The sequence below is a fragment of the Cognatiyoonia sediminum genome, assembly GCF_900129845.1.
GTDB lineage: Bacteria > Pseudomonadota > Alphaproteobacteria > Rhodobacterales > Rhodobacteraceae > Cognatiyoonia > Cognatiyoonia sediminum.
In genome coordinates this window covers 52,759-66,060 of sequence record NZ_FQXB01000002.1, presented here as the reverse complement: position 1 = coordinate 66,060, position 13,302 = coordinate 52,759, and the positions used below count along the sequence as shown (strand labels likewise).

The 13,302-nt window shown below is 55.6% G+C and carries 15 protein-coding genes and 1 tRNA gene; 6 read left to right on the top strand and 10 right to left on the bottom strand.

Features of this window, described 5'->3' with window-relative positions; all coding sequences use genetic code 11:
• Nucleotides 1-137: 137 nt before the first annotated feature.
• From BUA85_RS08565 to uvrB, 3 genes are read right to left on the bottom strand one after another with little or no spacing between them, the layout of a single operon-like run.
• The gene (locus tag BUA85_RS08565) at nt 138-614 is read right to left on the bottom strand and encodes a HugZ family pyridoxamine 5'-phosphate oxidase (RefSeq protein ID WP_072900542.1); all 477 of its coding nucleotides are present in this window, start codon (nt 612-614) and stop codon (nt 138-140) included.
• On the bottom strand, nt 611-1,078 hold the full coding sequence (locus BUA85_RS08560) for an excinuclease ABC subunit B (protein ID WP_242649030.1): 468 nt from the start codon (nt 1,076-1,078) through the stop codon (nt 611-613). The genes BUA85_RS08565 and BUA85_RS08560 overlap by 4 nt, the downstream gene beginning before the upstream one ends.
• Nucleotides 1,069-3,276, bottom strand: a complete 2,208-nt coding sequence (gene uvrB / locus BUA85_RS08555; protein ID WP_072900541.1) for an excinuclease ABC subunit UvrB — start codon at nt 3,274-3,276, stop codon at nt 1,069-1,071. The genes BUA85_RS08560 and uvrB overlap by 10 nt, the downstream gene beginning before the upstream one ends.
• Nucleotides 3,277-3,431: 155 nt before the next feature.
• Here uvrB and BUA85_RS08550 point away from each other — a divergent pair, with 155 nt between their 5' ends.
• Together BUA85_RS08550 and BUA85_RS08545 are read left to right on the top strand one after the other, a co-directional pair.
• Nucleotides 3,432-4,661, top strand: a complete 1,230-nt coding sequence (locus BUA85_RS08550; protein ID WP_072900867.1) for an aminopeptidase — start codon at nt 3,432-3,434, stop codon at nt 4,659-4,661.
• Nucleotides 4,662-4,717: 56 nt separating this feature from the next.
• Nucleotides 4,718-5,029 carry an ETC complex I subunit gene (locus tag BUA85_RS08545; protein ID WP_072900540.1) on the top strand — a complete coding sequence of 104 codons (312 nt, stop codon included), beginning with the start codon at nt 4,718-4,720 and terminating at the stop codon, nt 5,027-5,029.
• A 4-nt stretch (nt 5,030-5,033) separates the two neighbouring features.
• On the opposite strand, the gene bluB is transcribed toward BUA85_RS08545, so the two are convergent.
• Nucleotides 5,034-5,657, bottom strand: a complete 624-nt coding sequence (bluB, locus tag BUA85_RS08540; RefSeq protein WP_072900539.1) for a 5,6-dimethylbenzimidazole synthase — start codon at nt 5,655-5,657, stop codon at nt 5,034-5,036.
• A gap of 95 nt (nt 5,658-5,752) precedes the next feature.
• Here bluB and BUA85_RS08535 point away from each other — a divergent pair.
• A tRNA-Arg gene (locus BUA85_RS08535) sits at nt 5,753-5,829 on the top strand.
• Between the two features lie 251 nt (nt 5,830-6,080).
• Nucleotides 6,081-6,590, top strand: a complete 510-nt coding sequence (locus BUA85_RS08530; protein WP_072900538.1) for a CAP domain-containing protein — start codon at nt 6,081-6,083, stop codon at nt 6,588-6,590.
• Here BUA85_RS08530 and BUA85_RS08525 read toward each other — a convergent pair.
• From BUA85_RS08525 to BUA85_RS08515, 3 genes are all read right to left on the bottom strand, one after another.
• Nucleotides 6,587-7,528 carry a phosphatidate cytidylyltransferase gene (locus BUA85_RS08525; protein WP_072900537.1) on the bottom strand — a complete coding sequence of 314 codons (942 nt, stop codon included), beginning with the start codon at nt 7,526-7,528 and terminating at the stop codon, nt 6,587-6,589. The genes BUA85_RS08530 and BUA85_RS08525 overlap by 4 nt on opposite strands.
• Nucleotides 7,525-8,166: a lysophospholipid acyltransferase family protein gene (locus tag BUA85_RS08520; RefSeq protein ID WP_072900536.1), complete on the bottom strand. Its 642-nt coding sequence runs from the start codon at nt 8,164-8,166 to the stop codon at nt 7,525-7,527. Before BUA85_RS08520 ends, BUA85_RS08525 begins: the two co-directional genes overlap by 4 nt.
• Nucleotides 8,167-8,230: 64 nt before the next feature.
• Nucleotides 8,231-9,457 (bottom strand): mandelate racemase/muconate lactonizing enzyme family protein, encoded by a 1,227-nt coding sequence (locus BUA85_RS08515; RefSeq protein WP_072900535.1) that lies wholly within the window; start codon nt 9,455-9,457, stop codon nt 8,231-8,233.
• Between the two features lie 43 nt (nt 9,458-9,500).
• On the opposite strand from BUA85_RS08515, the gene BUA85_RS08510 reads away from it, so the two are divergent.
• Nucleotides 9,501-9,806 (top strand): GNAT family N-acetyltransferase, encoded by a 306-nt coding sequence (locus BUA85_RS08510; RefSeq protein WP_083526227.1) that lies wholly within the window; start codon nt 9,501-9,503, stop codon nt 9,804-9,806.
• Nucleotides 9,790-9,942 (top strand): GNAT family N-acetyltransferase, encoded by a 153-nt coding sequence (locus BUA85_RS16790; protein WP_165611600.1) that lies wholly within the window; start codon nt 9,790-9,792, stop codon nt 9,940-9,942. The genes BUA85_RS08510 and BUA85_RS16790 overlap by 17 nt, the downstream gene beginning before the upstream one ends.
• Here the strand turns inward: BUA85_RS16790 and BUA85_RS08505 are convergent.
• The 3 genes from BUA85_RS08505 to pcaD all read right to left on the bottom strand — a co-directional run bounded on the left by BUA85_RS08505 (nt 9,939) and on the right by pcaD (nt 13,187).
• On the bottom strand, nt 9,939-11,021 hold the full coding sequence (locus BUA85_RS08505; RefSeq protein WP_072900534.1) for a Zn-dependent alcohol dehydrogenase: 1,083 nt from the start codon (nt 11,019-11,021) through the stop codon (nt 9,939-9,941). The two genes, BUA85_RS16790 and BUA85_RS08505, sit on opposite strands and share 4 nt — an antisense overlap.
• A 67-nt stretch (nt 11,022-11,088) precedes the next feature.
• The gene (locus tag BUA85_RS08500) at nt 11,089-12,309 is read right to left on the bottom strand and encodes a TCR/Tet family MFS transporter (protein WP_072900533.1); all 1,221 of its coding nucleotides are present in this window, start codon (nt 12,307-12,309) and stop codon (nt 11,089-11,091) included.
• 65 nt (nt 12,310-12,374) lie between these two features.
• Complete coding sequence (gene pcaD, locus BUA85_RS08495) at nt 12,375-13,187, bottom strand: 3-oxoadipate enol-lactonase (RefSeq protein ID WP_083526226.1); 813 nt, start codon at nt 13,185-13,187, stop codon at nt 12,375-12,377.
• Nucleotides 13,188-13,302 lie beyond the last annotated feature (115 nt).

Genomic DNA, 13,302 nt, shown 5'->3' with positions numbered 1-13,302 from the left:
CCTCCTGTTTTCGGCGAGTTTCGAAGGCGCACGAATCCGCGCGCAACTAAATAAGATCGGACCATATGACTATGAGTGGGTCTATCAAAATAGGGCCAAACATAAGGGTTGGATATGTCCAGAAGGAGGTGGCTGGATCAGTTGGCGAAATCACTTGCTTCCAAGTGGAATGCTTTGCCAAATCCACCGTTCAAATGCGCTTTCGTGATTGTTAGACGAAACATCACAAAATCGGTGAAATCATAATAGAGCTTTGCCTTTGGTATCGCCTCTAGCCATGTCTCTTTGAGCGAGGCCTTATCGGCAATTTCAGCGCGTGCCATGAGTGTCATTCGAGGGTGGGTAAGAGGATCACCACGATCTTCGGGCTCTCCGATCAAGAGGGAGCAGTCTGGGTGCGTTGTTAGGGCTTTGGTATGTAGTGACAGCTCTGACACCAGCAGATGCGGCGCGCCCTCGATGGCTACCGTCGCGACACGCGACACGTAGGGCGCTGTTTGATCCGGCAAAGACACCGCCAGCGCGCCAAAACGCGCCTCAGTCAACAGAGTACGGGCAAGCAATCGGGCCTCATCATCCGTTGGGCGAATGGGGGAGGGTTGGTCTTTGGTCAAGACGTCAGCTCGGCCCCGCAATTGCGAAAGGCGCGCACCGGTTCGGCCGCATCGGAGAGGTCAAACCGGAACAGCTCATCCCCTGCTTGCGCGATGGCAAAATTGTTAAATTCCAACCCATCTAGGACATTCCCGAACCCTTTGTCGGTTGCCGTGATGGTTCTTTGATCGTCGGACAATGTATGTCGATCGGTCCCAATCTGAATTTGCCTTGGCCCAGCGAACAGGATGCCGAAGACAGGGGCATTGGGCCAGAGGCCATTAGCACGGGTCAGCGAAATCGCATAGTCGCCAAGCATCGGATCATAAGTGACGATGACCGATCCGCTTTCGCCCTCATAGCTCAGCTTGCAGATCGGCGTCGGGCTGTACTCCCAAGCGACGGCGGAGCTCGCTATCAGCGAAAGCGACGCGATACGGATGAGGTCCCAGATCACGTCCGGGACGCGGCGCGCTAGTTCCATTTCTTTTTCCGTTTCACACCGCCGCGCATCCCGCCGCGGCCCATCGTGCTGCGACCTGACTTGCTTTGTGCATCTTCGACGGCTTTGTCGATGGCGTATTGACGGGCCAAGGGATCGTCCGCGACGGCCAGTTCGACAGCTTCGAGCCGCTTGACCTCATCGCGCAATCGCGCGGCCTCTTCAAATTCGAGGTTCTCGGCGGCTTTGCGCATATCCGCCCGCAACCCATCCAACACAGCCTGCATGTTCTGGCCGGGCTTTTCGACCTTGGTGGTCACACGCGCCTGATCTGTGTCGCCGTTATAGAGGCCCGCCAGAATATCCTCGACGTTCTTTTTGACCGTCTCAGGCGTGATCCCATTTGCCTCATTATAGGCGATCTGCTTTGCGCGCCGTCGCTCCGTCTCTTTCAAGGCACGTTCCATCGAGCCGGTGACACGGTCGGCATACATGATTACGCGTCCGTCGGCGTTCCGCGCCGCACGGCCAATGGTCTGGACGAGCGAGGTTTCCGACCGCAGAAACCCTTCCTTGTCCGCATCCAAAATCGCAACCAGCCCGCATTCGGGAATATCCAGACCTTCGCGCAACAGATTGATCCCGATCAGCACATCAAAGGCCCCAAGCCTCAGGTCACGCAGGATCTCAATCCGTTCAATCGTGTCGATGTCTGAGTGCATGTAGCGTACGCGGATGCCCTGTTCGTGCATGTATTCGGTTAAGTCTTCGGCCATACGCTTGGTCAATGTCGTCACCAAACTGCGATAGCCATCGGCGGCGACCTTGCGCACCTCATCGAGCAAATCATCAACTTGCATATCCACCGGTCGGATTTCGACTTCTGGGTCCAAAAGGCCAGTGGGTCGGATGATCTGTTCTGTGAAGACCCCGCCGGCTTGCTCCAACTCCCAAGCCGCTGGGGTCGCGGAAACATAGACGGACTGCGAGCGCATCGCGTCCCATTCTTCAAACTTCAGCGGGCGGTTGTCCATGCAAGAGGGCAGGCGGAAGCCATGTTCGGCCAAGGTGAACTTGCGCCTGTAGTCGCCTTTATACATCCCGCCGATTTGCGGAACACTGACGTGGCTTTCATCGGCGAAGACAATCGCATGATCTGGAATGAACTCGAACAATGTAGGCGGAGGCTCGCCCGGCGCCCGACCGGTCAAGTAGCGAGAATAGTTTTCAATTCCGTTGCAAACGCCGGTTGCTTCCAACATCTCAAGATCGAAATTTGTGCGCTGCTCCAATCGTTGCGCTTCCAGAAGCTTACCGTCATTCACCAGTTGATCGAGCCGGATTTTCAGCTCTTTCTTAATGCCAATGATCGCCTGCTGCATCGTCGGCTTTGGCGTCACGTAGTGCGAATTGGCGTAGACTCGAACTTTGTCGAACGTATCTGTTTTCTCGCCAGTTAGAGGATCAAACTCCGTTATGTTCTCCAATTCTTCACCAAAGAAAGACAGCTTCCAAGCGCGATCGTCCAAGTGGGCGGGCCAAATCTCCAGGCTGTCACCGCGCACGCGGAAGGTGCCGCGCTGAAATGCCTGATCGTTGCGGCGGTATTGCTGGGCGATCAGATCGGCCATGATCTTGCGCTGATCATACATTTTGCCCGCATGGATATCTTGGGTCATCGCACCATAGGTCTCGACCGAGCCGATACCGTAGATGCAAGAGACAGACGCCACGATGATCACATCATCCCGCTCCAACAACGCCCGCGTGGCCGAGTGGCGCATGCGGTCGATCTGTTCGTTGATCTGACTTTCTTTCTCAATGTAAGTATCCGACCGCGCGACGTAGGCTTCGGGTTGGTAGTAATCATAGTAGCTGACGAAGTACTCAACCGCGTTATCGGGGAAGAACCCTTTGAACTCGCCATAAAGCTGGGCAGCCAAGGTTTTGTTCGGGGCGAGAATGATCGCGGGGCGCTGCGTTTCCTCGATGACTTTCGCCATGGTAAAGGTCTTACCCGTACCGGTCGCACCTAAAAGCACCTGATCGCGTTCGCCATCCCGAACCCCATCCGCCAATTCTGTAATGGCCGTCGGCTGATCCCCAGCCGGCTCAAACTCCGTCACCATTTTGAATTGAATGCCGCCCTCCATCTTCTCCCGCTCCCGCACGTTGGGTGCTGGGTTCGACAGATAGGCCGCATCTTCGATTTCGCGCTTGTCGGAGTGAGCGTAGGCCATAAAGGTCTCCTAAGATCAGGTCTCTATAGTTGTGCCAATTCGAGTTGGGTTCAAGGCCTCCTCCTGACAGGTTTTGTCAGTAGAATGTCAGGGAGTGGTGGTTGACCTCACAGGAGAGCGGCGTAGGTTCCGGAAAAACCGCCAAGGAGCCTGTCATGACCATTGATCCCCAAAAACTCGATCGCCTTGCAGAAGTAGCGGTCCGAACAGGTGTAAATCTTCAACCCGGTCAGGATCTGGTCATCACGGCGCCAATGGCTGCTTTGGAACTGGTGCAGCGCATCGCTGTCCACGCTTACAAAGCAGGAGCAGGGATCGTGACACCGTTCTTCAATGACGACGCTATCACCTTGGCACGGTATGAAAACGCGTCCGATGAAAGCTTTGACAAGGCTCCGGCTTGGCTATTTGAGGGCATGGCGCAGGCCTACAAAAATGGCGCTGCGCGTATGGCGATTACCGGCGACGATCCTATGCTCTTGGCCGATCAAGACCCAGAAAAAGTAGCGCGCCTATCCAAAGCGACATCCATCGCCGCGAAACCCGCGATGGAACCGATCGTGGGTTTTGAAGTCAACTGGAACATCGTCGCCTACCCCGGTGCGGCTTGGGCCTCTCGCGTGTTCCCGGAGTTGCCTGTGGAAGAGGCGCAAGGCAAGCTCATGGACGCGATCTATGACGCCTCCAGACTGGATGGCGATGATCCGGTCGCCAATTGGGCAGATCATACAGCAAACCTGAAAAAGCGCGTGGATTGGCTGAATGAAATGAACTTCGCCGCCCTTCACTACACCGGCCCCGGGACCGACCTGAACCTTGGCCTTGCTGAAGGGCACATTTGGAAAGGTGGTGCTTCTCCTGCGTTGAATGGCGTGACGTGTCAGCCCAACATACCGACCGAAGAGGTGTTCACCTGCCCACACGCCTACAAGGTCGAGGGAACAGTCTCTGCCACCAAGCCGCTCGCGCATCAGGGGAGCCTGATCGAGAATATCAAAGTGCGGTTTGAAGCAGGAAAGATTGTCGAGGCCTCCGCCACTAAGGGTGAAGACGTGTTGCAAGCCCTCCTGAAAACCGACGATGGGGCCAGTCGTATCGGTGAAGTCGCACTCGTCCCGCATTCCTCGCCGATCAGTCAGTCTGGCACGTTGTTCTACAACACGCTGTTTGACGAAAACGCCTCTTGCCACATTGCTTTGGGCCAATGTTACGCCGACACGATCAAGGGCGGCAGCGAATTGAAACCAGAGGAGCTTCAGCAACTCGGCGGCAACCAAAGCTTGATCCATGTGGATTGGATGATGGGTTCGGATGCTGTGGACATCGATGGGATCAAGAAAGATGGAACCATTGTTCCGGTTATGCGGGCCGGAGAGTGGGCATAATATCTTGCACTGTCACAAGGTTTTTCAGATAAGGCGCATAGCCAAGGGAGTCAGCCATGCGCGCACGCATTTATAAGCCAGCGAAAACGGCCATGTCGTCTGGAACAGCTAAGACGAAGCATTGGGTGCTTGAGTTTGCAAAGGACAGCTCGCGCGAGATTGATCCGCTCATGGGTTGGACGAGTTCGTCTGATACGCAAAGCCAAGTCAAACTGACGTTTGAAACGAAAGAGGCTGCAATTGAATACGCGGCGGACAACGGCATCGATGCAACCGTGACAGAACCAAAGCCCCGTAAAGCCAATATCCGTGCTGGAGGATACGGCGAAAACTTCGCCACCAACCGTCGCGGCGCTTGGACTCACTAGGGTCCTAACGATCTATCCACACCGTTTCAGTATTGCTCTGCCACCCGCGCCGTTGAAGTTCAGGCGTGTCGTGGTCTTCTTGCGGATAGCCCAGACATAGATAGCCTGTAAGTTGCCAATCTTCGGGTACGTCCAACGCGTCGCAAACTGCAGCGGGTTCCAAGATGGACACCCAACCGATACCCACGTTCAAGCTGCGCGCGACCAGCCACATTGTATTGATTGCCCCAACCGTCGAATAGGCGAGCATCTCTGGCATCGTTTGCCGCCCCAGACCGCGCCCTTCTTCGGGGTTCGGGGCCGTGAAAACGGCAATATGAACCGGTGCTTCTCGCAAACCCGCAAGTTTCAGGGCGCGATAATCGGTAGCCTCATCCTCTGCGTAGTCCAATGCCGCTGCTTCATTGCTGTTCTCAAAGGAAGCAATGACAATCTCGCGCACAGCTTCAGTCTGTACCCGAACGAACCGCCAGGGGCGGCTGTTGCCTACGCTGGGCGCATAATCAACTGAGGCTTCAATGGCAGCGAGAACTTCTGCCTCTATCGGATCTGATCGAAAATGCCGAACATCCCGACGCCATGTCAGGATGTCTCGCAACGCGTCTTGGTGAGCATCGTCAAACTTCATGCCCTGTGCTTAGGAGGGTTTCGGTCCCTCCACAACGCCCGAACCGACATTCCATCTTGCCAACATGCCGCAGACCGCGCAAAAGCATAACCAGCGGGCCCATAGCTCAACTGGATAGAGCAGCCGACTTCTAATCGGCAGGTTGAGGGTTCGAGTCCTTCTGGGCCCGCCATTCTCGCAACGGTAAAGCGCCATGTTACGATCTCAGCTAAGGGTTGCGGGAGGATCAATTGGCGGTAATACGCTGATTTTGTTATAGTTTCCGCTTTGGAAACGAATTGTTTAAAAATTCTTAGCCGAACTACGCCCATTGCCATTGGCCCGCCAGCGGATTGCCGCGCTAATGCCTCGTTTCCAGACCCAATTGATTGTTGCGCAGAAAATTTTCGTCATGCGTAGGGGGTGTCAATTGGGGTGTAATCCATGAAGTCTTTCATTCCGGTGATATTATTAGTTTTGACCGCCGCTTGTGGTGGTACGTCGGTTCCAACAAACAGCGCTTCTTTTGCCGCAGCGCCAACGCCCACGGCATCTACGCCATCAAGGGGCACAACGGGCGATGTCTCGTTCCAAGGTCTCCTGAACGAAGTTCGCTCCGATGCTGGATCGGCACCCGTTACCTATAACGCACAACTCGATGTTGCAGCTCAGCGCCACGCCCAGGATATGCTGGACAACAATTACTTTTCGCACACGGGTCTAAATGGCTCCAGCGTCGGTGATCGGGCAACTGCGGCAGGTTACAACTGGCGTACCGTGGGTGAGAATATTGCCGCAGGTTTCAGTTCAGAAAGCTCTGTTTTGCAAGCATGGGTAGATTCCCCTGGCCACCAAGCCAACAACATCAACCCCGCCTTTGAGGAGTTTGGTCTCGGTTACGCGGCCAATGGTTCTGGAAATCGATGGGTTCTGGTCTTTGGTGCGCAGCGCTAAATCACCCAGAAGAACATCGTAAGATGATAAAAGATTGGAGCAGCGAAGATAACACTATCGAGCTGCTCCACAAACCCACCTTGCCCCGGGATAAGGTGTGACCAGTCCTTGACGCCCCTGTCGCGCTTGATCGCCGCGAAGACGAGATTGCCACCCATTCCGACAAGTGAACTGACCCCAGCCATAACCATCGCACCGTAAACCCCAAAGGGTGTGATCCAGTGCAGAAGGCCGCCGATGATGATCGCGGAACCTACGCCGCAGATGAGACCTTCGACCGTCTTAGGCGATAAGGTTGGGGCTATCTTTGTCCGACCAATGCGGCGACCAAAGAAGAAGTCCAGCAAGTCGCCGAGTTGCACGACAATCACCAAAAAGGCGATCAACAACAAGGATCGATCTCCATAGTTCGGGAAGTCGATTGTCACCAGCGCGGCGACATGGCTGACGCAGAACACAGCTATCATAAGCCCCCATTGCGTTTCTGCCACGCGGATCAAAAAGCGATCCGAATTGCCACGGATCGCCGACACGATGGGGAGCAATAGAAACGCATAAACGGGAATGAAGATCGTATAGATAGCCTCCCACTCCAATCCAATGAAGACGTATTGAAGGGGCAAGATCACAAAAAAGGCTAAGGCCAAGGAAATATGATCCGCGCGCGCTTTGTTGGTGAGCGTTAGGAACTCCCGCAGCGCAGCAAAGGACGCAAACGCGCAAACGATCATAACACCGACCTTGCCGCTCAACAGCGCCAATCCAACGATAATGATGATGCCCCACCAGCTTTGTACGCGGGTCATATAGGTTTCAAGCACTGGGCTGTCTTCGTCGCCTCGTCGCGCATGAAGGATTTCGCCGATAATTGTCAGGGCCAACAAGATGCCGCCGCTGGCGAGCGTCAGAAGGATAATGTCGGTGGTGGTCGGGCTCATCCGTCATCCTCCGGGCGCAAGGCCACAAGCGCGTCCGCAGCACGCGCGAGAAAGTCGTCTTTGCTTTCACCCTCTTGCACATGCACCGGTTCACCGAACGTGACGGTGCAGATCAGGGGCAGTGGGATAATCTCGCCTTTCGGCATGATCTCATTCAAATTGGCGACCCAAGTTGGGACCAAATCGACCTCTGGTCGCGCGAGGCCCATATTGTAAAGACCCGCTTTGAACGGCAGTAGGGGATCGTCACCCATGTTTCGGTTGCCTTCAGGGAAGATGATCAAGCTCGAACCGTCGTCCAGAGCTTTGATGATTGTATCAAGCGGTTTGTCGTCCACCTCCGGCCGTCTGTCGATCAAAACGCAATTGAAAACTTCAGGCCCAACAAAAGCGCGCACTTTGTTCTTGAGCCAATAATCCGCTGCCGCGACCGGTCGGACTTCGCGACGCAAGGCCGGAGGCAAAACCGACCAGATCATCGGCATATCCGCGTTAGACGTGTGGTTGGAATAGTAGACCCGCTGACGCGGCACCGGTTCAATTCCGCGCCAATCCGCGCGAACTGCTGTAATAGCCCGGCAAAAAATCCGGATCGCCTGCCCAACAATACGGGCTGCGAGGGCGCGTAGATATTTCATGGGGTAAACTTTGCCAAAGTTTCAATGAATTGCAAAGGACTCTGACACTTCAGACGCGCTGGCCTCAATCCTTAGCAGGCGCACCACCTTCGAAGATGTTTAGGCCATGATAGCTGATTGGGTCTTCCTGCATCTGCAGATGCAAACCATCGCCCTCAAACGGGTTTGCCTTCGCCAATGTTTCATCAAAGTTGATGCCTAAACCTGGTTCTGTCGGCGGTTCGATGTATCCAGCCTCGACTTTGATCGTGCCGCCGATTAACGCGTCGTGAAACGGCGTTTCGATGGTTTCGGCCATCAGGATGTTCGGAATGGAGGCCGCCAAATGCACATTCGCCGCCCATTCCACGGGTCCTGCATATAGATGTGGTGCCATCTGCGCGTTGTAGACTTCAGCCAATGCCGCGATCTTTTTGCATTCCCAAATCCCGCCCGCGCGTCCCAATGCGGGCTGTAGGATCGAAACTCCGGCGCGCAGGGCATCGGCAAACTCCGTTTTGGTCAACAGGCGCTCACCAGTCGCCACAGGGATTGGTACTGCTGCCACAACCTTCGCCATCTCAGCGGGGTTATCGGGTGGGATCGGCTCTTCGAACCAAAGCGGGCTGTAGGGCGCTATCGCCTCTCCCAACCGAATGGCCCCGCCGGTGCTGAATTGCCCATGGGTCCCGAACAGCAGGTCCGCCCGATCTCCTACAGCCTCTCTGATTGATTTACAAAACGCAGCGGACAGGGAAATGTCATGCATCGAGGGCATATGCCCGCCTCGCATGGTATAAGGCCCAGCCGGATCAAACTTCACAGCCGTATACCCATCCGCCACGCGCGCCAGTGCCGCTTCCGCCGCCATGTCGGGGTTGGCCCAGAACTCTGGCATGGGATGGTGCGGCTCAGGGTACAAATAGGTATAGGCCCGCACGCGATCGTTCATCTGTCCGCCGAGAAGCGCATGAACTGGTCGCCCGCGTGCTTTGCCAATGATGTCCCAACACGCGATCTCCAACCCCGACCACGCGCCGATCACGGTCAAGTCGGGGCGCTGGGTGAAGCCCGAAGAATACACGCGTCGAAACATCAATTCGATGTTCTCAGGATTCTCGCCTTCCATGTGCCGTTCGAACACATCACGGATGACCCCTTGCATCGCGTCCGGCCCAACAGAAGAGGCGTAGCATTCGCCGTAACCGACGATCCCATCCGTTGTCGTCAGCTTCGGAATGATCCAATACCGCCCGCCCCAACCGAGCGCTGGCGGTGCGGTGACGATGATTTCAAGATCAGCAAGTTTCATTTCGCAGTGTCCGGTTCTAATCTGGCCGTAGGAGGCGCGTGTTATGAGCGACAAGATCAGATGTGTAGAGATCGGTCCAGACAATCTTGACCTTTTGCTTTCCGTTCCCGAGGGGATATTCGACGGCCCTGTCCGCCCCGATCAGGCAAAGGCTTTTGTCGAGGACACTGGGCACCTGTTGGTTCTCGCTCTAGAGGCTGAAAAAACTGTCGGTTTCGCGAGTGCAGTCATTAACCTGCATCCCGACAAAGATCCGATCCTTTTTGTCTCTGAGGTTGGCGTGATCGAAAGTCATCGCCGTCAGGGTATTGCCCGCCAACATCATGAACCAAATGTTCAAGCTGGCTAACGATAAGGGCTGCCAAGGCATCTGGCTTGCTACAGAAGGCGACAACGCGCCAGCGCGCGGGCTTTACCAAAGCCTGCAAGGTCGAGAAATCAAAGATGTCGTTGTCTATGACTGGGGCGACTCTGGCGAACCCTAGTCGAATACGATCACATTGCGCTTGGCCGAACCGGTCTTGGTATCCGCAATCGCTTCATTGATCTCTTCCAAGGGCCAGGTACGCGACACCAGTTCGTCCAGCTTCAACCGACCCTGCTGATACAGATCCACCATCCACGGTATATCCCGCGCGATCACCACATCGCCCATTTTTGATCCGGTCATCCCTTGCCCAGTCGCTGCCAACATCACCGGTTCATAGGTCGACTGCGCACCTGAATGCGGCATGCCAACCATGATCACCTGACCACCATTGGCCAAATATTGCGGCGCTTGGTCATAAGCCGGAATAGCGCCGACCGTCACAAAGACCGCATCAGCCCCGCGGCCCATTGCCGCCTTTGCTTTCCGCCATGGCTTCGGATCGGTCGCGAGTACGCCTTCCGTCGCGCCAAATTCCTTTGCGACCGCCAGCTTCTCTTCCGACATATCAACCGCAATGATTCGCCGTGCACCGGCGATCCGTGCACCTTGAATCGCATTCAAGCCAACACCGCCCGCGCCAATCACAACAACGTCTTGGCCAGCTTTCAACTTCGCAGCGTTCACAACAGCTCCGATGCCTGTAATGACACCGCAGGCCAAAACACTCGCCGTCACCAAATCCATATCGTCGGGAAGCTTCACCACCTGGCTTTGATCGACAACCACCTTCTCGGCAAAGGCGCCACAGTTCATCGCTTGAACAACCTGCACTCCATTCCCATCGGAAATCGGCCCCTCAGGTGGTGGCGCGGTCTCACAAGCCACCGGCGCACCGCTTGCGCAAGACGGGCAGGTCCCACAAGCGCGGATCAGGGTCACAACGACCGGATCACCCAAAGCCAAACCGCGTACGCCAGCACCGACGGCAGAGACACGCCCTGCTGCTTCATGGCCGTAAACCGCTGGCAATTCACCGCCCCAGCCGCCGTCCATATAAGTGATGTCAGAATGGCAAATCGCACAGGCCTTCAGATCAACCTCGATCTCCCCAAATTCAGGCGCCCGAAGGGACAAAGTCTCAATATCTAACGGCTGGCCAAAGGCATTACACACGGCAGCTCTAATGTCGCTCATCCGAATTCTCCACGATTTTGAAGGCACCATGACACGCGAGGCGGCTCTGGCAAGGGGGCAAGCGACGTCAGGTGTCGCTTTTTGCCTCCGCTAGGATCGGACTGGTGACAAAGATGAAGATACAGCCAATCACCAATACAGCCGACAGCAAGAACGGCGCACCGGGCAGGTAGATGGCCGCGTCATCCTTGGTGAAATACCAAAAGGTCTGTGTGACCACCAAGGGGGCCGCGATCGTCGCAACCGCATTGATAGAGGCAAGCGCCCCTTGCAGTTCACCCTGTTGGTTGTCATCGGCACGACGCGACATAATCCCTTGCAGCGCTGGGCCGGCGATTGACCCCAAAGCTGTCAAAGGAGTGAGGGCCAGCGCCACCCAGCCATTTTGGATAAAGCCCAATGCTACGAAGGCAACAACGTCTATGCTCAGCCCAACGATCACAGCGTTCCTTTCGCCAAGAACACGCAAGATCGGCCGCATTAAGACGCCCTGAACAATCGCAATCCCTACGCCGAATACGCCAAGCGATAGACCGATCATCCCCGGCCCCCAACCAAACTGGGCTGCACCGAAATAGGCCCAAACGCCGGGGTAGACGAAAAACGCAATCGTATAGATGAAGGTGATCAGCATCAGCCGACCCAAACCAGGCAGTTTGTTGATGTGCTTAAAGGCACCCATTGGGTTGGCCCTGCGCCATTTAAAGGGCCTGCGAATTTTGTCAGTCACTGTTTCAGGTAGTACAAAATAGCCGAACAGAAAGTTTGCCGCTGCGAGCGCCGCCGCCGCATAGAAGGGGGCTCTGGTGCCATACTCAGCCAAAACACCACCCATCAGCGGCCCCAGCACAAAACCGACGCCAAAGGCCGCTCCGATCAGGCCAAAGTTCGCAGCCTTTTGATCTGGCTCAGAAATATCGGCCATATAAGCCGCTGCGGTTGACTGTGTTGCCGCTGTAATCCCGCCAATGATGCGCGCGACGATCAAAAAGGTGATCGACCCCGCGATGGCCATAAGGATGTAGTCAAACGCCATTACAGCGAGGGAGATCAGCAGTACGGGTCTTCGCCCAAACCTATCAGACAAGCTCCCCAGTGTTGGGCCAAAGATGAACTGCATTGCGGCAAAGATTGTCGCAAGGATACCGCCCCAAACGGCGGCATCGGCGATGCCCGCGCCTTCGACCTCTTGGATCAGGTCCGGCATGACGGGCATGATCAACCCAATGCCCATGCTGTCCAGCACAACACTAATCAGAATAAATGTGATAGGAAGGCGGTTATCCATCAAAGAACTCATAAAGTATTTTGCCGCAACCTAAACTGATTAGTTTAGATTGCAACGGACAGAGTTCAGCCTGCTGACACGCTATGGCCGATACGATAGAGAAAACCGTTTAGAGTCTCCGCAAATGCCTCGGTTTGATCCACACAAGGCAGATGGCCGGCCTTGCGGATCAGTTTGAATTCGGACCCTGGGATCAAGTCCACGGTTTCGCGCACCAAGTCTGGCGGTGTCGATCGATCTTCTGACCCAGCAATGCCGAGCGTTGGCAGACGCAACCCGCTGGTCGGGGTGTAGAAATCGGTTCCGGCAATCGCCGAACAAACGCCGCAATACCCTTCCACGGGCACCTTGCTGACCATCTCTTTCCAAGGTTTGACGTCAGGGCTTGTGCGAAACGCGCGTCCAAACCAGCGGCTCATGACGTCGTCCGCAACGCCAGACATGCCCTTTTGGCGTACAATGTCGATCCGATCCCGCCAGAGCTTTTTGTTCCCGATCTTCGCCGCCGTGTTCGACAGCACCAGACCTCGCACCAAATCCAGCCGCTTTATCGCCAGCCCTTGTGCAATCATGCCGCCAACAGAAAGACCGACGAAAACGCAGTCTTTCACCTCGAACCCATCGCAAACCGCTTCAGCATCGCTGACCATTGCACCCATAGTATAAGGTCCGCTTGGAACGTCGGACCGCCCATGGCCACGATTGTCGAAGCGGATGATACGCATCCCATCCGGCAGCAGCGGCAAGACCTGATCCCAAAGCTCGAGAGTGGTCCCAAGGGAGTTTGCAAAAACGAGCGTCGGCGCGTCCGTCGCTGCGTCTCCATCCTGCTTAGCGAAGATGCGCGTCCCGTCGCGGCTAGTGACAAACTGTTCCAAATCAAATCCTTAGAAAAGATCAAGCCGCGTTGGGTCCCCCCAGACGCGGCTCTCTCCTGCCATCCATCAACACCTTTCGCAAGGTGGAGGATGGCCCTCCCGAGCAGGAGAGAAA